Annotated in this window: 21 protein-coding genes and 1 pseudogene; 2 read left to right on the top strand and 20 right to left on the bottom strand. The window is 72.4% G+C overall.

Annotated features, from left to right (window positions below):
- Window positions 1-95: 95 nt before the first annotated feature.
- The 4 genes from pyrH to Aru02nite_RS00095 form a co-directional block, all read right to left on the bottom strand.
- On the bottom strand, window positions 96-881 hold the full coding sequence (gene pyrH, locus Aru02nite_RS00110; protein WP_203653872.1) for a UMP kinase: 786 nt from the start codon (window positions 879-881) through the stop codon (window positions 96-98).
- Window positions 882-1,064: 183 nt separating this feature from the next.
- Window positions 1,065-1,883, bottom strand: a complete 819-nt coding sequence (gene tsf / locus Aru02nite_RS00105; RefSeq protein WP_203653871.1) for a translation elongation factor Ts — start codon at window positions 1,881-1,883, stop codon at window positions 1,065-1,067.
- Between the two features lie 155 nt (window positions 1,884-2,038).
- A complete protein-coding gene (rpsB, locus tag Aru02nite_RS00100; protein ID WP_203653870.1) occupies window positions 2,039-2,923 on the bottom strand; it encodes a 30S ribosomal protein S2 in 885 nt (294 codons plus the stop codon).
- 261 nt (window positions 2,924-3,184) lie between these two features.
- On the bottom strand, window positions 3,185-4,222 hold the full coding sequence (locus Aru02nite_RS00095; RefSeq protein ID WP_203653869.1) for a hypothetical protein: 1,038 nt from the start codon (window positions 4,220-4,222) through the stop codon (window positions 3,185-3,187).
- A 559-nt stretch (window positions 4,223-4,781) separates the two neighbouring features.
- Between Aru02nite_RS00095 and Aru02nite_RS00090 the strand changes: the two genes are divergently transcribed.
- Window positions 4,782-5,966: a pyridoxal phosphate-dependent aminotransferase gene (locus Aru02nite_RS00090; RefSeq protein WP_203653868.1), complete on the top strand. Its 1,185-nt coding sequence runs from the start codon at window positions 4,782-4,784 to the stop codon at window positions 5,964-5,966.
- 295 nt (window positions 5,967-6,261) lie between these two features.
- Window positions 6,262-6,825, top strand: a pseudogene (locus Aru02nite_RS00085) (murein hydrolase activator EnvC family protein); the annotation flags it as partial.
- A 27-nt stretch (window positions 6,826-6,852) separates the two neighbouring features.
- Here Aru02nite_RS00085 and Aru02nite_RS00080 read toward each other — a convergent pair.
- The 16 genes from Aru02nite_RS00080 to Aru02nite_RS00005 form a co-directional block, all read right to left on the bottom strand.
- Window positions 6,853-8,028, bottom strand: a complete 1,176-nt coding sequence (locus tag Aru02nite_RS00080) for an aminotransferase class V-fold PLP-dependent enzyme (RefSeq protein WP_203653867.1) — start codon at window positions 8,026-8,028, stop codon at window positions 6,853-6,855.
- Between the two features lie 14 nt (window positions 8,029-8,042).
- Entirely contained in the window at window positions 8,043-8,999 is a 957-nt protein-coding gene (locus Aru02nite_RS00075) for a tyrosine recombinase XerC (protein ID WP_203653866.1), read from the bottom strand.
- A gap of 789 nt (window positions 9,000-9,788) precedes the next feature.
- Window positions 9,789-11,465 carry a DNA-processing protein DprA gene (dprA, locus tag Aru02nite_RS37510; protein ID WP_203653864.1) on the bottom strand — a complete coding sequence of 559 codons (1,677 nt, stop codon included), beginning with the start codon at window positions 11,463-11,465 and terminating at the stop codon, window positions 9,789-9,791.
- A 61-nt stretch (window positions 11,466-11,526) separates the two neighbouring features.
- Window positions 11,527-13,044 (bottom strand): YifB family Mg chelatase-like AAA ATPase, encoded by a 1,518-nt coding sequence (locus Aru02nite_RS00065; protein ID WP_203653858.1) that lies wholly within the window; start codon window positions 13,042-13,044, stop codon window positions 11,527-11,529.
- A gap of 1 nt (window position 13,045) precedes the next feature.
- On the bottom strand, window positions 13,046-13,465 hold the full coding sequence (locus Aru02nite_RS00060; protein ID WP_203653857.1) for a YraN family protein: 420 nt from the start codon (window positions 13,463-13,465) through the stop codon (window positions 13,046-13,048).
- Between the two features lie 668 nt (window positions 13,466-14,133).
- A complete protein-coding gene (locus tag Aru02nite_RS00055) occupies window positions 14,134-14,349 on the bottom strand; it encodes a hypothetical protein (protein WP_203653856.1) in 216 nt (71 codons plus the stop codon).
- A 40-nt stretch (window positions 14,350-14,389) separates the two neighbouring features.
- Entirely contained in the window at window positions 14,390-14,713 is a 324-nt protein-coding gene (locus Aru02nite_RS00050; protein WP_203653855.1) for a DUF2469 domain-containing protein, read from the bottom strand.
- 81 nt (window positions 14,714-14,794) lie between these two features.
- Window positions 14,795-15,520 carry a ribonuclease HII gene (locus Aru02nite_RS00045; protein ID WP_203653854.1) on the bottom strand — a complete coding sequence of 242 codons (726 nt, stop codon included), beginning with the start codon at window positions 15,518-15,520 and terminating at the stop codon, window positions 14,795-14,797.
- Between the two features lie 83 nt (window positions 15,521-15,603).
- Window positions 15,604-16,269, bottom strand: coding sequence for a signal peptidase I (gene lepB, locus Aru02nite_RS00040; RefSeq protein WP_239076213.1), 666 nt, complete (start codon window positions 16,267-16,269; stop codon window positions 15,604-15,606).
- 40 nt (window positions 16,270-16,309) lie between these two features.
- The gene (lepB, locus tag Aru02nite_RS00035) at window positions 16,310-16,978 is read right to left on the bottom strand and encodes a signal peptidase I (RefSeq protein WP_203653853.1); all 669 of its coding nucleotides are present in this window, start codon (window positions 16,976-16,978) and stop codon (window positions 16,310-16,312) included.
- Between the two features lie 95 nt (window positions 16,979-17,073).
- The gene (rplS, locus tag Aru02nite_RS00030) at window positions 17,074-17,430 is read right to left on the bottom strand and encodes a 50S ribosomal protein L19 (RefSeq protein WP_203653852.1); all 357 of its coding nucleotides are present in this window, start codon (window positions 17,428-17,430) and stop codon (window positions 17,074-17,076) included.
- 102 nt (window positions 17,431-17,532) lie between these two features.
- Window positions 17,533-18,306, bottom strand: coding sequence for a tRNA (guanosine(37)-N1)-methyltransferase TrmD (gene trmD / locus Aru02nite_RS00025; RefSeq protein ID WP_203653851.1), 774 nt, complete (start codon window positions 18,304-18,306; stop codon window positions 17,533-17,535).
- Window positions 18,307-18,317: 11 nt separating this feature from the next.
- The gene (gene rimM, locus Aru02nite_RS00020; RefSeq protein ID WP_203653850.1) at window positions 18,318-18,842 is read right to left on the bottom strand and encodes a ribosome maturation factor RimM; all 525 of its coding nucleotides are present in this window, start codon (window positions 18,840-18,842) and stop codon (window positions 18,318-18,320) included.
- Window positions 18,842-19,093, bottom strand: coding sequence for an RNA-binding protein (locus Aru02nite_RS00015; RefSeq protein WP_203653849.1), 252 nt, complete (start codon window positions 19,091-19,093; stop codon window positions 18,842-18,844). The genes rimM and Aru02nite_RS00015 overlap by 1 nt, the downstream gene beginning before the upstream one ends.
- Window positions 19,074-19,538, bottom strand: a complete 465-nt coding sequence (gene rpsP / locus Aru02nite_RS00010; RefSeq protein ID WP_203653848.1) for a 30S ribosomal protein S16 — start codon at window positions 19,536-19,538, stop codon at window positions 19,074-19,076. The genes Aru02nite_RS00015 and rpsP overlap by 20 nt, the downstream gene beginning before the upstream one ends.
- A gap of 235 nt (window positions 19,539-19,773) precedes the next feature.
- Window positions 19,774-20,207 (bottom strand): ribonuclease FAU-1 family protein (locus Aru02nite_RS00005; RefSeq protein ID WP_203653846.1); only part of this gene is annotated, 434 nt, incomplete at its 5' end.

The raw sequence follows: 20,207 nt of genomic DNA, 5'->3' as shown, positions 1-20,207 counted from the left end.
CGCCTCCTTAGGCGCGGTCTTGTCGGAGATTGTCGCCGACCGTGACCGGATGCGGGCCCGGACCTCGGACGGTGGAACGTACGTCGTGGCCCGCGTCAGGCGGGCTGGCCCGGCGTCAGCAGAGTGCCGATCTTCTCCCCCAGGATGGCGTGCACGACGGTGTCCGTGCCCTCCGCGCCGAACACGAGCATGGGCAGCCCGTTCTGGGCGCACATGCTGAACGCGGCGGCGTCGGCGACCGTCAGGCCGCGCTGCAACGCCTCGGCCAGGCTCATCGAGTCCACCTTCGTCGCGGTCGGGTCGATCCGCGGGTCGGCGGTGTAGACCCCGTCCACGCCGTTCTTGCTCATCAGGACCACGTCCGCCTTGATCTCCAGGGCACGCTGGGCGGCGACCGTGTCGGTCGTGAAGTACGGCATGCCGGCGCCGGCGCCGAAGATCACCACGCGGCCCTTCTCCAGGTGCCGGATCGCGCGCCGCGGAATGTACGGCTCGGCCACCTGGCCCATCGTGATCGCCGTCTGCACCCGCGTCTCGATCCCGAGCTTCTCCAGGAAGTCCTGCAACGCCAGGCAGTTCATCACCGTGCCGAGCATGCCCATGTAGTCGCCGCGGGCGCGGTCGATGCCACGCTGGTTCAGCTCCGCGCCGCGGAAGAAGTTGCCGCCACCGACGACCACCGCCACCTGCACGCCCCGCCGTACGACCTGGGCGATCTGGCGGGCGAGATCCGCGACCACGTCCGGGTCGACGCCGACCTCGCCACCGCCGAACACCTCGCCGGACAGCTTCAGGACGACCCGACGGTACCGGCCGGCGGGCGGTGTGCCCGGCTCCGACGTGTGCGCCGGTGCCGACTCCGCTGAGGTACCTGCCGCCATGTCCACTCGCCTCCGCTGCTGCCCTCGGGCTCTCGTGATGCGGTATGCACGGTACCGACCCGCTCGGCCGACGGTGACCGCTGCCCTCCCGATGAGACGCTCGACGCGTCGCCGGTCCCCCGGGTACGACACGGCGCCCCCGAACGACGGTATCCGCCGGACGGGGGCGCCGGGTGCGCCGTGTCAGGACTGGCCGACCTCGAAGCGGGCGAACTTCGAGATCGAGACGCCGGCGTCCGCCAGCACCTGCTTGACACTCTTCTTGTTCTCGGTCACGGACGCCTGGTCCAGCAGGACGAAGTCCTTGAAGTAGGCGTTGACGCGACCCTCGATGATCTTGGGCAGGGCCTGCTCCGGCTTGCCCTCCTCACGCGCGGTCTGCTCGGCGACGCGCCGCTCGTTCTCGACGACGTCGGCGGGCACCTCGTCCCGCGTCAGGTACTTCGGGCGCATGGCGGCGATCTGCATGGCCGCCGCGCGCACCGCGTCGTGGTTGTCCCCCTCGTACGTGACGAGGACGCCGACGGCCGGCGGCAGGTCGGGGCTCTTGCGGTGCATGTAGACCGCGACCGGCTCGTCCAGCACGGCGAAGCGCTTGAGGACGAGCTTCTCGCCGATCTTGGCGGCCTCCTCCTCGACCGCCTTCGCCACGGTACGGCCGTCGGGCAGCGTCGACGCGAGCAGCGCGTCCAGGTCGGCCGGACGGGTCGAGTCGGCGTGCTCGACGAGCGCCTGCGCGAACTCGATGAACGCGCCGTTCTTCGCGACGAAGTCGGTCTCGCAGTTCAGCTCCAGCAGGGTGTTGCCGGACTGGGCCACGAGCCCGTTCGCCGCGGTACGGCCGGCGCGCTTGTCGACGTCCTTGGCGCCCTTGATACGGAGCAGCTCGATGGCCTTGTCGAAGTCGCCGTCGGCCTCGGTCAGGGCCTTCTTGCTGTCCATCATGCCGGCGCCGGTGAGGTCGCGGAGTTTCTTCACGTCCGCGGCGGTGAAGTCAGCCATGGTTCTCTCTCTAGTCCCCGATGGGTCTGTGCTGTCTGAAGTGGTGGCCGGCCGGGCCGGCCGCGGCGTCGCCGACGGGACCGCCGGAACGCCGGAGCACCGGCACCCGTGGGTGCCGGTGCCCGGGTGGTTCGTACCGCCTCGATGCGCGAGGCTCAGGACTCGGCGCCAGCCTCGGCGGGCTTCTCGGCGGCCTGCTCCGGCGCCGCGGACTCGGCGGCGGCCTGCTCCGGGGCCGGCTTCTCGGCGGCCTCCGGGGTCGGGTTCTCCAGCAGCTCGCGCTCCCACTCGGCCAGCGGCTCGGCCGACGCGCCGGTCGCGGCCGGCTTCTCCGTGTCACCCAGCGCCGCACCGGCACGGGCGATCTGCCCGTCCGCGGCCGCGGTGGCGATCACCTGCGTGAGCAGCGTCGCCGAACGGATCGCGTCGTCGTTGCCCGGGATCGGGTAGTCCACCTCGTCCGGGTCGCAGTTGGTGTCCAGGATCGCGATCACCGGGATGCCCAGCTTGCGGGCCTCGTCGACGGCGATGTGCTCCTTCTTGGTGTCCACCACCCAGATCGCCGCAGGCAGCTTCTGCATGTCGCGCAGACCGCCCAGAGTGCGCTCCAGCTTGGTCTTCTCCCGCTGCAGGGACAGCCGCTCCTTCTTGGTCAGCCCCTGGTCGGCGCCGATCTGCTCGATCGACTCCAGTTCCTTCATCCGCTGCAGCCGCTTGTACACCGTGTTGAAGTTCGTGAGCATGCCACCGAGCCAGCGGTGGTTCACGTACGGCATGCCGACGCGCGTCGCCTGCTCGGCGATCGCCTCCTGCGCCTGCTTCTTCGTGCCGACGAACAGCACGTTGCCGCCGTGGGCGACGGTGCTCTTGACGAACTCGTACGCCTTCTCGATGTAGTCGAGGGTCTGGCGCAGGTCGATGATGTAGATGCCGTTGCGGTCGGTGAAGATGTACCGCTTCATCTTCGGGTTCCACCGGCGGGTCTGGTGCCCGAAGTGGACCCCGCTCTCCAGAAGCTGTCGCATCGTGACGACGGCCACCGAGATCTCCTTACATCGTGTACGGGTCCGTGCCCGTACTTCCCGGTTGTCGCGGTGACCGGTGGCCACCGCCCTGGTGCCCGTGCGTCGGCTCGGCGCCCGTGCGGACACGGGACCGGGAAGCCGACATCCACCGGATCGACCGATGGCGGACACGCGAGGTCGACCACCGCAGTGGTCGCCAAGAGGCAAGTGTACTGATGCCGCCGCGCACGCCGCGAGCGGCAGTACGCGGCGGCGGCCCGGTCGGCGCCGGCCCGGTCAGCCGGCCGCCATCGCGCCGGCCACCAGCAGGACGGTGCCCACCAGCAGGACGGCCAGCGGACGGCGGGTGAGCGCGGCGGCACCCTCGCCGGGACGTACCGCGATGTGGCCGGAGAACAGGTGGTAGAGGCCCGCGGCGAACAGCGGCACGCCAGGCAGCAGGAGCAGGCCCGACACCACGCCGGACACCACGATGCCGGACGCCGCCAGCGAACGGACCAGGACGAACACGACCGGGATCTCGAACAGCACCGCCGCCGCGGCGAGCAGCCACGCGAGCTGCGGCCGGCCACCCGCCCGGTACACGCCGTCGTCGCGCGTCGGCGCCGGCGTCGTCGGGTACGGCCCCACCGGCTCCGTGTACTGCGTCGCGTCGTGCAGCAACTCCGACAGCGGTGTACCGGGCTGCTGCTGCGCCTGCTGGGTCTGCTGGTACGGCGCGGCGGCGGGCTGGGGTTGGGGTGCCGGCTCGGCGGGCGGTTGGGGCGCCGGCTGCTGGGACGTGGGCGGCTGGGGCGGTGTCGGGGCGGGCCGCGCCGCCGGGTACGTGGCGGTCGGCTCGTCCGACACCCCCGTCGGTACGGGCGGCGCGGACGGCGACACGGGCCGGGCCGGCGGCGCCGGTGAGGTCGGCGCGGTCGGCGGGTTCGACCCCGCGTACCGGGCGCTGGACTGCTCGCCCGAGGACGGCGGGTTTGGCCTGGTGTACCGGTTGCCGGGCTGCTCGCCCGAGGACGGCGCGGTCGGTGTCGAGTACCGGGCGGACTGATCGCCCGAGGTCGGCGGGTTCGGCCGGGCACCGGGCAGGTCGTCGGCGATCAGGCGCAGCTCCTCGTCGGGCGGCGGGGCGCCCTCACGGGTACCGGACGGGGCACCGTCGGGGTAGCGCGGGATGCGCTCGGCGTACCGGCGCTCGGCGGTGCTGTCGGCGGGATAGCCCGGTCCGGCATGGGGATAGTCGGCGTTCCGGTACGCCCCGGCGGAGTAGTCCGAGGGCGGCGGATCGGCTGGTCCCTGCTGTCTGTGTGTGGCCACGTCGGGGCACGCTAGGGCACCGTCCGGCGCGACGCCAGACCGTTCGTACCGGTTGAGGGACTGCCCACGGGCGGCCGTGCGGACATGTCGGCATATCGACAGCGATCAATTACCGCGAATCTCCGCGACGGCCGACGGAGCGACCGGTTCAGCGTCCCGTGCACCCACTCGGCTTGGCACGACAAGCCCTCCCGCACGGCGCACGGCCGGCGCCCGCGGACGGCGCGGCAGCTCGGCCGGCGGACAGGGCGCGATGCGCGCGCGGACGGCGCGGCAGCTCGGCCGGCGGACAGGGCACGATGCGCCCACGGACGGCGCGGTGGCTGTGCTGGCACGTTTGCCGGAAGGCCGGCACGGTCGGCTGGCGGGCGCCGCGGCAGCCGAGGCGGGCGCTGCTGCGGGGTGGTCGGTCCTGGTGGTCGGCGACCGTCGCTCCGCGGCGATGGTGGACGCGACGTTCGTGCCGGCGGGGCGCCCGGCTGGGGTGGAGCCGCGATCGGCGAGGCGGTCCGGTGCGCGGCGGGGGTGGCGTAATGGCGGCGGCCGTAGGGTGGCGGGCATGACGACGGGTACCGATCCGCTGGTGGTGCGGATGCGCGAGTTCGGGACCACCGTGTTCGCGGAGATGTCCGCGCTCGCGGTGCGTACCGGGGCGATCAACCTGGGGCAGGGGTTCCCCGACACGGACGGACCGGCGGAGATGCTGGCGGCGGCCGAGGAGGCGCTGCGCACGGGGCACAACCAGTACCCGCCCGGTCCGGGCATTCCGGAACTGCGGGCGGCGGTCTCGGCGCAGCAGCAGCGCGACTGGGGCCTGGCGTACGACCCGGACGGGGAGGTCGTGGTGACGGCGGGGGCGACGGAAGCGGTCGCCGCGGCCATTCTCGGTTTGTGCGAGGCGGGCGACGAGGTGGTCTGCTTCGAGCCCTACTACGACTCGTACGCGGCGTCGATCGCGCTGGCGGGCGCGGTGCGGCGGCCCGTCACGCTGCGCCCGGACGGGGCGGGGTACGCGTTCGATCCGGACGAGCTGCGCGCCGCGTTCGGGCCGCGAACCCGGCTGGTGCTGGTGAACTCGCCGCACAACCCGACCGGCAAGGTGTTCACCCGCGAGGAGCTGGAGCTGATCGCGGAGCTGTGCATCGAGCACGACACGTACGCGGTGACGGACGAGGTGTACGAGCATCTGGTCTTCACCGACGCGCCGGCGCCGCACATCCCGCTCGCCGGGCTGCCCGGGATGCGCGAGCGGACCGTACGCATCTCGTCCGCCGGCAAGAGCTTCTCGTGCACCGGGTGGAAGGTCGGCTGGGCCAGCGGACCGGCCCCGCTGGTGTCCGCCGTACTGCGGGTCAAGCAGTTCCTGACGTTCGTCAACGCCGGGCCGCTCCAGCCCGCCGTCGCCGTCGCGCTGGGCCTGCCCCCGGCGTACCTGACGGGGTTGCGGGACCGGTTGCAGACGGGCCGTGACCTGCTCGCCGCCGGCCTGGCGGAGGCCGGTTTCCGCGTCTACCCGTCCGCCGCGACGTACTTCATCACGGCGGACATCACGCCGCTCGGTGGTACCGACGGCATCGAGTTCTGCCGGGCGCTGCCGGAACGGTGCGGCGTCGTCGCCGTGCCGACCCAGGTCTTCTACGACTCCGTCGAGGTCGGCCGGCGCGTCGTGCGGTTCGCCTGCTGCAAGCGGCCGGAGGTGCTCGCCGAGGCCGCCGACCGGCTGCGGACGCTCGCGCACGCGTAGCACGAACCGGCGCCGATTTCGGCTTGTCCACACCCAGAATCGGCTGTCCACAGATCGCGGTCCGGCGGTTGGCGTCCGGTTCCGGGCGAGCCACGGTGGCCGGGTGGGAACGATCATCGCGCTGACCCGGAATCCTCGTTACCGTCGACCGCACCGGCTCACCGGCTGGCTGCGACGTGCCGTCCAGCTGGTCCGGCACCGGTTCGCCCGACCGCCCTGTTGCGCCACGCCCGACGTACGCCGGGTCGCGGGCGACGAGTGGCCGTCACCACCGCGTACGCCGGGAAGGCCCCGCCTGGTCCGCACGGAGCCACCCGCCCGACGCTGGCCGGTCCGGGTCGCCGTCGCCACCGCCGCGGGCGTGGCCGTCACCGCCGCGGGAGTCGCCGTCACCGGTGGCCCCGCGCACGGCGGCCCCGAGCCCGCGCCGGAATCGACCACCGGCCCGCACACCGGCTACCGCTGGCCACTGCCCGGCACGCCGCGGGTGGTGCGCCGGTTCGACCCACCGCCGGAACGCTGGCTGCCCGGTCACCGTGGCGTCGACCTCGCCGGTACGCCAGGGGAACCCGTGCTCGCCGCCGGCGCCGGCACCGTCGTGTTCGCCGGCTCGATCGCCGGAGTCGGCGTGATCAGCATCCACCATCCCGACGGGCTGCGCACCACGTACCAGCCGGTCCGGCCGCGGGTGCACGCCGGGGACACGGTCGCCACCGGCGAACGGATCGGCACCCTCGTCGCCGGGCACCCCGGCTGCCCCGTCGCGGCCTGCCTGCACTGGGGCCTGCGCCGCGGCGCGGAGTACCTCGATCCGTTGGCACTGCTCGGTCTCGGCCCCGTACGCCTGCTCCCGCTCGACGCCGACCCGCAGTCCCGCCGTACGGTGTCAGCCGCGGCGCAGCAGTCCGGGCAGTGTCGCCGCCAGCCGCTCGTACTCCCCCGCGCGGTTGTAGACCTGCGCGCACAGGCGCAGCAGACCGGCGCCGTTCCAGAAGCTCACCGCCACATGGGTACGCAGCTCAGTGGTGATCCGTTCGCGCAGCCTGACCGCCGTGGACTCGGACGTGACGGCACCGTCCGGCAGGCGTACCACCCGCATCGCCAGCTCGGGAGCGGTCGGGACCGGTTCGGTCTCCAGCGACTCGGTGAGCAGCCGCTGCCCGTACCGGGCGAGGCGGGCATTGTGGTCACGCACCACGTCCAGGCCGAGCGTGGTCATCGTGTGGAGCCCGGCCGGAGCGGCGAGCCAGCCCGCGAGGTCCTGTGTCCCCTGGAACTCCACGCTGCGCGGAAACCCGTTCCCGTACTCCCAGGACGCCACGAGCGGCCGGACCCCGGACCGGTGCTCCGGGGCGACGACCAGCAGGCCGGTGCCGCGCGGCGCGTACGCCCACTTGTGCAGGTTGCCGAACCAGGCGTCCGCGCCGAGCGATGACACGTCGACGTCGATCATCCCGGGCACGTGCGCGGCGTCCACGGCGACGTACACGCCGCGGCGGTGCAGCTCCGTCGCGATCCGGCGGATCGGGAAGAGCTTCGCAGTCGCCGAGCTGATCTGGTCGATCACCGCGACCCGGGTCCGCTCGGTGACCGCCGCCGACACCGCCGCGACGATCTCGTCGTCCGTGGCGTCCAGCCCCACCATCGCCCGTACGAGCACCGCGCCGGTCTCCGCGCACCGCCGCTTGGCCTCGACGACCACCGCCCCGTACGCGTGGTCGGTCAGCAGGATCTCGTCACCGGGCCGCAGCGGCACCGAGCCGAGCACGATAGCGCAGGCCGCGGTCACGTTCGGTACGAGCGCGGTGCCGTCCGGATCCGCCCCGACGAACCGGGCGAGATGCCGCCGGGTGTGCGTGACACGCTCCACGACCCCCGGCGGCTTGAGGAACCGGATCGGGTCGGCCTCCTGCTCCTCCCGGAGCCGGGCGGCGGCGCGCTGGGCCGGGATCGGCAACGCCCCGAACGAACCGTGGTTGAGGTGCGCGTACGCCGGGTCGAGCGAGAACAACAGGCGCGCGCCGCGCAATGGCTCGGGCGGCTTGCCGGCAGGGATGGTCACGTCGGTCCAGCCTTTCAGGCGCGGGGGTGCGCTTGACGGTACGCGCTGCGCAACCGGTCCACCGACACGTGGGTGTACACCTGCGTCGTCGCCAACGATGCGTGCCCGAGCAGTTCCTGGACGGCACGCAGGTCCGCACCGCCGTCGAGAAGATGCGTGGCGGCCGAATGCCGCAGGGCATGCGGGGACACAGCGGGCACACCGGCCGCAGCCGCCTCGTTGGCGACGATCCGCCGCACCGCACGCGGGTCGAGCCGCCCCCCGCGTACGCCGAGCAGGAGCGCCGGCCCGCTGTGGCCGGTCACCAGCGCGGGACGCCCGGCATCCAGGTACGCGGCGACCGCCCTCTCCGCGGGCACGCCGTACGGCACCGACCGCTCCTTGCGACCCTTGCCCAGCACCCGCACCACCCGACGGCCGCGGTCGACGTCGTCGACGTCCAGGCCGCACAGCTCGCCCACCCGGATTCCCGTGCCGTACAACAGTTCCAGGGCGAGCGCGTCCCGCAACGCGACCGGATCCGTACCGGTGTCCGGCTCCCCCGTCGGAGCCTCCACCAGCGCGGCCGCCTGCTCGACCCGCAGTACGGTCGGCAGCGCGTGCTGTGCCCGGGGCACTCCCAGTTGCTGCGCGGTGTCGGCCGCGACCAGCCCGGACCGGTGCGCCCAGGCGGAGAACGTACGCACCGCCGCGGCCCGGCGCGCCAACGTGCTCCGGGCCGCGCCCGTCGTACGCATCCGGGCCAGCCAACTTCGCAGCACACCCAGGTCGAGCGCCGCGGGCAGATCCACCGCGCGCATCCGCACCGCGTGATCGAGTACCGCGACCACGTCCGCCACGTACGCCCGGGTGGTGTGCGGGGAACGGTCCCGCTCACTCGCCAGGTACCGGGCGAAACGGTCCACGGCGTCGCGGAAGGGCTCCGGCAGGCCGTCGTACCGGGACTCGGTCGATGCACCAGTGTTCCCCACCTGTCGACCGTCCGTGGCGGGGCGGCTCACCGTCAAGCCGACGCGCCGGTGTGCTGGCTCCGTACGCGGTCCTCGGGATACCGCCGGACAAGCTTCTGTGGGAACTCGGCTCAAGGCTCGTTCGTCCGAGGCCCGCGCTCGCGTGCCAGACCTGCCGCTCAGGACCGCGCTCGGGCCTGCACCGGCTCCCGGGCGCGGGGACCAGACTCGGGAGTCGCGCACAGTCCGAATCCGAGCAGTGGACCGCTAACAGCCAGGGTCCGCAGCCGGACACGGGACGGCAGACAGTCCGGATCCCTGACCAGGTTCGAGGCCGCAGTCAGCCAAGGGCCCGGATGCGGGACGGCAGACCGTCCGCCGCCCGTTGCTTGCTCGGAGCCACACACAGCCCAGGTCCCCTGCCAGGTTCGGAGCCGTACACAGCCCGGGTACGGATTCGGGACGACAGGAAGTCCGCGATCCGTTGCCAGACAACAGGGTGCCGTGCACCAGCCGCGGGGGGCCGCGTTGGGAACCGCGTCCGGTGCCGGAACCAAGAACGGTGCCGAGCGCCCGGCCGGTGTCCACGTCCGACGATGGAATTGGCTCGGTAGACCGGATCCGCGCCCAAAGCGCCGGCACTGGAGCTGGCCGCGGAACGCCGGATCCGCGCCAGGGGGACACCGCCCAGTGCGGACTCCGAGCCGAATCTCCCCGCGACCATGGCTTCTCCCGGCGGGTGCGGAGACATCGGACAGTCGGGACCACGGCAGGGCTGAGACGTACCGAGCGCGAGAGCATCGCCCGCTGTCACACCGATCCCTTGCTCGCGGAACGACGCCGCTTCACACCCGGTTTGACCACGGGCTCGCCCTCGACCCGGTCAGCGCTCCGCTGTCCAGCGGCCGGCTGGCCCTTGCCCGGACGGCCCGTACCAGGCTGGTCGGCGTCCGGCCGGTCAGCGCTCGGATGTTCCGGGCTCGGCCGGGCTTTGGTTGGGTGCGGCGCGTCCCGTTGTGGCGTAACCGATCCGGTCGCGCCCGAAGCCAGTGCGCCCACGCGCGACCCGCCCAGGTCCGGCACAGGCCGGCGCGGCACTTCGAGACCCGGATCGTCCAGTGGCGGCGGCTCCAGGTCGATGAGTTCGGTGTGCTGGTCGTCCGAGTCGGATGCCTCGTGCGGATCGTCCGGGCTCTGCGACTCCGTAGGCGAGCGCGGCGCGGCCGGCACGGGGTGCTCCGGACGGAGCCGGTACCCCGCGCCGGTGTCCTCGGCGAATCCGAGCATCACCAGCATCGGCATCGTACGGCGGACCTGGATCGGGGGTACATGCGAGTCGACGGCGATCTCCTCCACCGTCGCGGGGTCGGCCAGGGGCACGGCGTCCAGGATCCGGATCGACAACGCGTCGAGCTGATCGCGGGCTGTGCTGTCGCCGCGCGGAATCGGCGCGAGCTCTCCGATCGGACCGACCTCTTCGAGTACTTCGGAAGCGGAGCCAACCAGCCGCGCGTCGTGCTGTCTGATCAGCAGGTTCGTTCCGGTCGACATCGAGGACGTGACCGGGCCGGGCACGGCCATCAGCATCCGGCCGAGTGCGGTGGTGTGCCGCGCCGTGTTGCGGGCGCCGCTACGGGCTGACGCCTCCACGACGACCGTGCCGCGGCAGAGCGCCGCGATCACCCGGTTGCGGATGAGGAACCGGTGCCGTTGCGGCGCCGACCCCGGCGGCCATTCGCTGACCAGCAGGCCGTCGGTACCGATGCGTTCGAACAGGCTCGCGTGGCCCACCGGGTACACGATGTCGAGGCCGGAGGCAAGTACTGCGACGGTGGGTCCGCCGGCGCTCAATGCGCCGCGATGGGCGGCTCCGTCGATTCCGTACGCGCCGCCGCTCACCACTGTCCAGCCACGGTCGGCCAACCCGAACGCGAGGTCGGTGGTCACGTGGGAGCCGTAGCTGGTGGCGGCACGGGCGCCGACGATGGCGACGGAGCGTTGCACGGTCTCGGCGAGCGGCAGGTCACCGCGTACCCAGAGGCAGAGCGGCGGGTCGGTGTGGGCGTCGATCCGTGGGTCGTCGTCGACGGCGATCCGGGCGAGATCCGCCAGCTGGGTCGGCCACTCGTCGTCCTCGGGTACGACGAGGCGACAGCCCAACCGCCTGGTCTCCGCGGCCAGTTGCGCGGCCCGTTCGAGCGGGTCGGTCGCGTTGAGCCGGGCGGCGACCGCACTGCCGATCCGGTCCGGTACGGCGCCGCCGAGGATCCGGTTCAGCGCGTCGACCGGGCCGACCTCGCGTACCAGCCGGCCCAGCGTCCGGTGACCGGGCTCCACCAACCAGGTCAGCGCGACCCGGGCCAGCCGCGTCTCGTCCCAACCGAGGTCCCCGACCGCGTCGGCCGCGGACCGGTTCGGGTCGGCATCGGGCACGTTGCCGCCGGCCGGCGACGTCGGCGGCTGCGTGCGGTTGCTGGTGTCGGTCATGACTCCCCCGTCGTGGTTCGGGCAGGTTGGTGATGGTCGATGGGTTGTCGGATCCGTACGCTCACGCGGCGGTCCGGGTACGCAGGTCGACGGCCTCGGCGACATCGCCGGGATCGGGACGCTCGCGGCCGGCGAGATCGGCGATGGTCCAGGCGATCCGGAGCACCCGGTCGTACCCGCGGGCGGAGAGCGAACCGCGGTCGACCAGGTGCTCCGGTACCCGGGTCGCGGTACGTGGCAGCCGCCAGCGCGGTGTACGCAGCAGCGCGCCGGGAATGGTCGCGTTGAGTTGGTGCCCCGTACGGGCCCAACGCGACGCGGCGACGCGCCGGGCGATCGCCACCCGCTCCGCCGTTTCCGCCGACGACGCCGGATGCAGATCGTCGGCCAGCAGCTGCGCCGCGCGTACCGGGAGGAGGTCGAGTTGCAGGTCGACCCGGTCGAGCAGCGGGCCGGAGAGCCGACCCAGGTACCGCCGGCGCACGGTGGCGCTGCACAGGCAGGTGCCGTCGCGTTCGCCGCAGGGACAGGGGTTTGCGGCCAGAACGAGTTGGAAGCGTGCCGGGTAGCGGATGCTGCCGTTGGCCCGGGCCAGCATGATCTCGCCGTTCTCCAGGGGTTCGCGGAGGGCGTTGAGCACCATGGGCGCGAACTCGGGTGCCTCGTCGAGGAACAGGACCCCGTGGTGGGCGAGCGAGATCGCACCGGGCCGTGGCGTACCGCTGCCGCCGCCGACGATCGCCGCCGGGGTCGAGGTGTGGTGCGGCGACTGGTACGGCGGGTGGCGGAGCAGGTCGCCGCTGCCGGGCAGTACGCCGGCGACCGAGTGCACGGCCGTGACTTCGAGCGCCGCCGCGTCGTCCAGGTGCGGCAGGACGGACGGCAGTCTCTCGGCCAGCATCGTCTTCCCGGCACCCGGTGGCCCGAACAGTCCGAGGTTGTGGCCGCCGGCCGCGGCGATCTCGACGGCACGACGACCACGCTCCTGCCCTATCACCTCGGCCAGGTCCGGACCGGTGGCCCCGTCCTCGACGGCGGTGAGCGGATCCGGTCCGGGCAGGTCGGCCGCGCCGCGCAGGTGGTCGAGCAGCGCGGCCAGCGTGTCCACCGGCCGTACGGTGATGCCCGGTACGAGCGAGGCTTCGCGACCGTTCGCGGAGGGGACGAACAGCCGGTCGATGCCGGCACCAGCGGCGGCCATGGCCGCCGGCAGTACGCCGCGGACGGGGCGCACCCGGCCGTCCAGCCCCAGTTCACCGAGGAACGCGGCGCCGTCGGCCACACCGGCCGGTACGAGACCGGCGGCGCAGAGCACCACGACCGCCAGCGCCAGGTCGAACACCGAACCGTGTTTCGGCATGGACGCGGGCAGCAGGTTCACGGTGATGCGACGGTTCGGCCAGGTGAGGCCGGTGTTGACGGTCGCGGCCCGGACCCGTTCCTTGGCCTCGGAGAGCGACGCGTCGGGCAGCCCGGACATGGTGAGCCCCGGCAGGCCGGCCGACAGGTCGGCCTCGACCTCCACGATCCGGCCGACGAGACCGACGAGCCCCACCGACAGGACCCGCGCGTACCCCATGTCAGAACGCCGATCGCAGGTGTTCGAGCCGGACCGGGGCGTGGACCGGGGAGAGCACGCTGATCACGTCGAACCGGATCTCGCCGCCGTGCGTACCGGTGGCGGTCATCCAGCGCACTGCCAGCTCGCGGATCCGGCTCGCCTTCCCGGCACCGACCGCGGCCGACGGCGGCCCGAACCGGTCCGTCCGGCGCGTCTTCACCTCGCAGAAGACGAGGGTGGCGTCGTCCCGGGCCACGAGGTCGATCTCGCCGTACCGACATCGCCAGTTGCGCGCGAGCAGGACGTGGCCCTCGGCGGCCAGGTGGGCTGCGGCCAACCGTTCCCCGAACTCACCGAGCGCGGACCGGCGTCGGTGCTGCTCGCCGCCACCCGCCCTCGGCACGGCGGATCGGCCGGTACGGATCTGCTGGGTACTCATGGGCCACCTCCCGGGTCGCGGCAACCCTGCCGCGCCCGGACGGCCGCCGACCGGCCGACAGTGCCGATCTGTGGACAACCGAGGGGGTTGTGGACGAACTTGACAGCACGGGATCCGTCACGTCTTCACGCGCCGCCGCGCCCCGGACACCGGCCCCACCCCAGCTCAGCAGGGGGAGCCGGCGCAGTCACGACCGAGCCCTGAAAACCCGCGAAGATCAAAAAGGCGAAAAGTACCAACCGCATTCCCGCATCGAACACGGATGGCACGGCACGCGAGTCGCAACGTCGACTGCCATCCGGCAGCCCGTGGATGCGGCCGGTCCGACGCAGCGTGCAGCAGACCGGCAGGAGGCACCACGGCAGCGAGACCGCGGCCGTTCCACGGCGCCGCCGCAGCTCCGCGCCTGCGCAACCGCGCCGGAGAAGGGAGCCACCGCCACGGGTTCCCGAGAACGCGGTCCGTGCATGTACCAGTTGCCGAAGGAAACCCGGCGCCAGGCGCACAGCACAGACCTGCACGGACAGGTCTGCACGAACCGCAGACGCCCGTCACCGCCGGGTACGCGAGAAGTGCAGCGTCTAACGAGACCGCGGCTGAGGTCGGACGGAACACCGCCAGCCCGGCCAGCCACGCGTGAACGGTGCCGACCAGCGCCGGCGGGAAGGTCAGCTCTCCGGGCCGCGGGCGTTGCGGGTACGCCCGGGCAGCGGGCGCTCGGTGGTGTCGACGTCGCGCCCGCCGGGGCCGATGTCGGGGCGGTAGATGCCCTGCACGGGTTCGGCGTCCTCGCTGGTCCCGGGCATGGCGGGCGGGTTGGGGCCGGTGTCCGGCGGCATCCGGACGTGGCCCTCGGGGTCGCTGTCGTACGGTGTCTCGGTCATGTCCTGGCGACTACCCGCGGGTGGCCGGACCATTCGTGGCTCAGGTGCCGAAGCTCGCGTCGTTCGGCAGGGAGATGTCGGGCTTGTCGAGCTCCTCGATGTTGACGTCCTTGAACGTCATGACCCGCACATGCTTCACGAACCGGGCAGGACGGTACATGTCCCACACCCAGGCGTCGGTCATCTCGACCTCGAAGTACACCTCGCCATCGGTGTTGCGCACCGACAGGTCGACCGCGTTGGCCAGGTAGAACCGACGCTCGGTCTCGACCACATAGGAGAACTGGCGCACGATGTCGCGGTACTCGCGATAGAGCTGAAGCTCCATCTCCGTCTCGTACTTTTCGAGATCCTCGGCGCTCATCTGGTCCCGTCCTCCATGCCGATATTGTCGCCCACACCCGCCCGCCCACCGCGCTCGGGACGCGCCGACACCCCGACGAGATCATGCCTCGGGCGCATCGTCCGCCACCACGACGGGTGCCGTGTGCCCGGCACGCGCCGGCCGTACGCCCGGCGCGGCGCGGTCGGCGACCGCCGCGACGTTGGCGTACGACCAGCGGTGCACCGGGCACGGTCCGTGCCGACGCAGGGCCGCGGTGTGCATGGGCGTCACATAGCCCTTGTGCTCGGCGAAACCGTACGTCGGCCACTGTTCGGACAGTTCAGTCATCAGTCGGTCCCGGGTGACCTTGGCCAGCACGCTCGCGGCGGCCACGCAGGCCGCCACCTGGTCGCCCTTCCACACGGCGAGCCCCGGCACCCCGACCCCGCCCACCCGGAACCCGTCGGTCAGCACGTAGTCCGGGCCGGGGGTGAGCCGGGCCAGCGCCCGACGCATCCCGGCCAGGTTGCACACGTGCAGGCCGCGGACGTCCACCTCGTCCGGCGGGATCACCACCACCTCGTACGCAACGGCCCGCGCGACGACCTCCTCGTACACCCGCTCCCGCGCGGCGGGGGTCAGTAGCTTGGAGTCGGCCAGCCCGGGCACCTCGCCGCGCCGGCCGTCCGGCAGTATCGCCGCGGCCACCACCAGCGGGCCCGCACAGGCGCCCCGACCGGCCTCGTCGGCGCCGGCGATGTGCCGGAAACCGCGGCGCCGCAGCCCCTGCTCCAACGCGTACAGCCCGGCGCCGCGGCGGATCACCGTACGCTGTGGCGCCAACATCGAAGGCCCTCCTGTCCTGCCCGGCGGGAAGCATCCAGCCTACGGCCGACCGGCGCGGGTGCCGCGTCGAGGACCCCGCCCGGTCACGGGTCAGGTACCCCGTCGAAGGTCCTCGGTACACCGAGCCATGTCGCCCGGTCCAACGGCCAGTACAGCGCGAAGGCATCGCCGATGACCGAATCAACCGGGATGGTCGCGTTGTCGACATCTCGATCTTGTACGAAGTGTTCGCGCGAGTCGCCCGACTCGTTACGGTGGTCGCCCATCACCCACAACCGCCCCTTCGGCACCCGTACGTCGAAGGGTTCGGCGCTGGGGGCGACGTAGGTGCCGTCCGGATTGCGGTAGAGGTAGGACTTCTCGTCGAGGGCGTGCCCGTTGACCATGATCCGGTCGTTCCGGTCGCAGCACACCACGTGGTCGCCGCCGACCGCGATCACCCGCTTGATGAAGTCCTTCTCGTTCGGGTTCGTCCGCCACGACACCGGCGAACGGAACACGACGATCTCGCCGCGGTGCGGGTCGCGGAAGTCGTAGATCAGCTTGTTGACCAGGACCCGGTCGTTGATGTCGAGCGTGTGCTCCATCGAGCCCGACGGGATCCAGAACGTCTGCAACACGAACACCCGGACCGCGACGGCGACCAGGACCGCCACCACGATCAGAACCGGAAGCTCGCGCCAGAAGGAGCCACCACGCCTCGGATGCTCCGCCTGCGCTGCGTCGCGCCGCTCGTGCGTTTCGGTCACCCGGGCAGCCTACGACGTCCACCCGTCCGATCGGCGGCGGTCAGTCCGGCACCCGACGGAAGGTGTCGGGCACCGGCACCGTACGCCAGTGGCCCGGCGGCCAGGCGACGGCGACGGCGCGGCCGATCACGGCGCTGAGCGGCACCGGACCCTGACACCGCGAGTCCTGCGACACGCCGCGGTGGTCACCCAGGACGAACAACTGCCCGGCCCGCACCCGGTACGCCGGGAACCGTCTCGACCGGCACTCCCCCGGGCTCGGCGGCGCATCCACCGGCGAGTCCTCGTACACGTACGGCTCGTGCAGCGCGACGCCGTTCACCGTGACGTGCCCGCCGCGGTCGCAGCACGCCACCACGTCCCCCGGTACGCCGACGACACGCTTGACGAAGTCGTTCTCCCCCGGCGCGGCCCCGCCGACCACGGCACGGAGCAGGCGGTCCACCGGTCCGGACGAGCCGCTCGCCGTACCCTCCGGGGCCGACCAGCCGTCCACGCCGCGGAACACCACCACCTCGCCCCGCCGCGGCTCACGCCAGTGGTACGTGACCTTGTCGACCAACACCTGGTCCCCCGTACGCAGGGTCTGCTCCATCGACCCGGACGGGATCCAGAACGTCTCCACCGCGTACGTCCGGACGACCAGGGCGACCAGCACCGCCACCACGACCAGCAGCAACAGTTCCTGCCACCAGGTCAGACGACGCAAAAACCGCCGGACCGGACCTTTGGGGGTCCGTGCCCGGCGGCTCAGGCTCGGTGTCGCGTCGCCCACGCGTGGCGCCTCGCGACCCGGGTGTCGAGTCAGCTCGCGGCCGGCTCGCGCTTCTCCTTGATCTTCGCGGCCTTGCCGCGCAGGTTACGGAGGTAGTAGAGCTTCGCGCGGCGGACATCGCCGCGGGTGACGACCTCGATCTTGTCGATCACCGGGGTGTTCACCGGGAAGGTCCGCTCGACGCCGACGCCGAAGCTGACCTTGCGGACGGTGAACGTCTCGCGCAGGCCGTCGCCCTGGCGGCGGATCACGACGCCCTGGAAGACCTGGATACGGGACCGGCTGCCCTCGACGACGCGGACCGAGACCTTGACGGTGTCACCGGGGCGGAAATCCGGGACGTCGACCCGCTGCGACTGGGCGTCGAGAGTGTCCAGCGTGTTCATCGCGACTGCTTCCTCAAACTCAAGGGCGCGCGTGAGCGCCGGTGGAAGGTTCTTTACGGGGTTGCGGGCCTACCAGAGCGATCTGGCGCCTGCGGCAACCCACTACTCTGCCACACCCTCCCGAACGGGTGGACATCCACCCTGGGAGAGCGCGAGCTGGTCCGTCCGGTCCAGAGTACCGGGCGGCAGAGCGGAGAGCAGATCGGGGCGGCGCCGAGCCGTCCGAATGAGGGCCTGATCACGTCGCCAGCGGGCGATCTTCCCGTGGTCACCGGACCGCAGCACCTCCGGCACCGCGCGCCCGCGCCACTCCGCCGGCTTCGTGTACACCGGCGCCTCCAGCAGCCCGCCGGTGTGCGACTCCTCCAGCAGCGACTCGGCGTTGCCGAGTACGCCGGGCAGCAGCCGGGTGACCGCCTCGACCACGGCGAGAACCGCGACCTCGCCGCCGAACAGCACGACGTCGCCGAGCGAGACCTCGGTCACCGTCATCCGCTCGGCCGCGACGTCCAGCACCCGCTGGTCGATCCCCTCGTACCGGCCGCAGCCGAACAGCAGCCACGGCTCGGCGGCCAGCTCCGCGGCGAGCGACTGGGTCAGCGGCACCCCGGCCGGCCCCGGTACGACGAAGCGCGGCACCGGGCCGTCCGCCGGTACGAGCTGGTCGAACGCGCCGCCCCACGGCTCGGGCCGCATCACCATGCCCGGACCCCCGCCGTACGGCGTGTCGTCCACGGTGCGGTGCACGTCGACCGTCCACGTACGCAGGTCGTGCACGGTGATGTCGAGCAGCCCGTGCTGCCGCGCGCGGCCGATCAGCGACAGGTCCAGCGGCGCCAGGTACTCGGGAAAGATGGTGAGCACGTCGATCCGCACGGCGGCACTCCTTACAGATCGAGCAGGCCGTCCGGCGGGGTCAGCACGATCCGGCCGGCGGGAACGTCGATCTCGGGCACGATCGCCGACACGAACGGGACGAGCGCGTCGTGGCCGTCCGGGCACCGCACGACCAGCAGGTCGGACGCGGGCAGGTGCTCGACCCGGACCACCTCGCCCACCTCGGCGCCGTCGGCGTCCACCGCGGTGAGGCCGACGAGCTGGTGGTCGTGGAACTCGTCCGGGTCGTCGGGGTCGGTCAGCTCGGCACTGTCGACCAGCAGCGACGTGCCCCGCGCGTCCTCCGCCGCGTTCCGGTCGGTGATCTCGGCGAACGCCACGATCAGCCGGACCCGGCCCGCCGACACGGTCTGGCCCCGCGAGTACTCCACGGTGAGCGGGCCGCGCGGCGCCGGGTCGGTGTCCAGCACCGACCCGGCGGTGAACCGCTCGACGGGATCATCGGTACGCACGTCGACCAGGACCTCGCCCCGGACGCCGTGCGGGCGGACGATCCGCCCGACGGTCAGGTGCATCAGTAGCTGTCGACGATCTCGACGCGGATGCCGCGTCCGCCCACCGAGCCGATGACCTGGCGCAACGCCTTGGCAGTACGCCCGCCGCGGCCGATCACGGTACCCAGGTCGTCCGGGTGCACCCGGACCTCAAGCCGCTTCCCGCGCCGCGAGTTGACCATGCGCACCCGGACGTCGTCCGGGTGCTCCACGATCCCGCGGACCAGGTGGTCGAGGGCCGGACGCAGCACGTCAGGACTCCGTGCCGGCATCCGAACCGGCCTTCCCCTCGGTGCTCTCGGCCTTCGCCTCGTCGGCCTTCTTGGCCGGCTTCTTCTTCTCGGTCTTCGCCTCGGGCTTGCCGGCGTCGGTCAGGCCACCGGCGGCCTTGGCCTCCTCCTCGTACCGCGCCTGGCGGTCGCGCTTCGGCGCGGCCACCTTCAGCGGCTCCGGAGCCGGCAGGCCCTTGAACTTCTGCCAGTCACCGGTACGGGAGAGGATGGCGGCCACCGGCTCGCTCGGCTGCGCGCCGACGGACAGCCAGTACTGCACCCGCTCGGAGTCGACCTCGATCAGCGAGGGCTCCTCCTTCGGGTGGTACTTGCCGATCTCCTCGATGACCCGGCCGTCGCGCTTGGTGCGGGCGTCGGCCACGACGATGCGGTACTGCGGGTGACGAATCTTCCCCAGCCGCTTGAGCCGGATGCGTGCTGCCACGGTTCTCGTTCGCTCCTGTGTAGGTAGCCCCGCCGGGTACGGCCGTCGACCACGTGGGGCATGGCCGAAGGACGAGCACGGTCGAAAGCTGGTTGACTGGCGACGCGCCGGGTAGAGGGCGCCGGACACGCGCCGGTTCAGCGGTCCATTGTGCCAGACCGGCCGCTGCCCGACGAACCCGGCCGCGACGCCACCGGACGGCGCGGCACCGAGCCGTCGACGGCGTCGGCCCCGGTCAGCCCGCCGCGTGCTCGGGAGTACCGGAGGGGCGGGTCAAGGGAAGGGCCGGCGGGGCGTCCAGCGAACCGGACGGCAGGGTCGGCAACGCCCACGACGGGTCGGGACGCCAGTCGCACCACGTCCCGTCGAACGGCGGCGCGCCCGCCTCGGCCAGCGACCGCAGCCGCTCCCCCTCGGCACGTACCGCGAGCGCCTCGTCGGCGGACCAGAACGCCGGATCGCCGGTCTTGGCCGCGAACGACTCCTCGTCCTTCCAGTGCCAGACCCGGTCGGGCGCGACCCAGCCGTCCAGTTCCTGGTCGACAGCGTCGATCCCGGCCAGGTCACCGTCGGTCCGGACCACGTGCCGTTCGAGATTCACGTACCAGCCGGCGAAGGCGCCGCCGTCGGTGGTGAACCACCAGACCGAGTGGTCCCCCCCCGGGGGGG

The organism is Actinocatenispora rupis (genome assembly GCF_016861975.1).
GTDB classification, from domain to species: domain Bacteria; phylum Actinomycetota; class Actinomycetes; order Mycobacteriales; family Micromonosporaceae; genus Actinocatenispora; species Actinocatenispora rupis.
The sequence above is the reverse complement of the archived record's forward strand: the minus strand, read 5'-3'. Positions and strand labels throughout refer to the sequence as shown.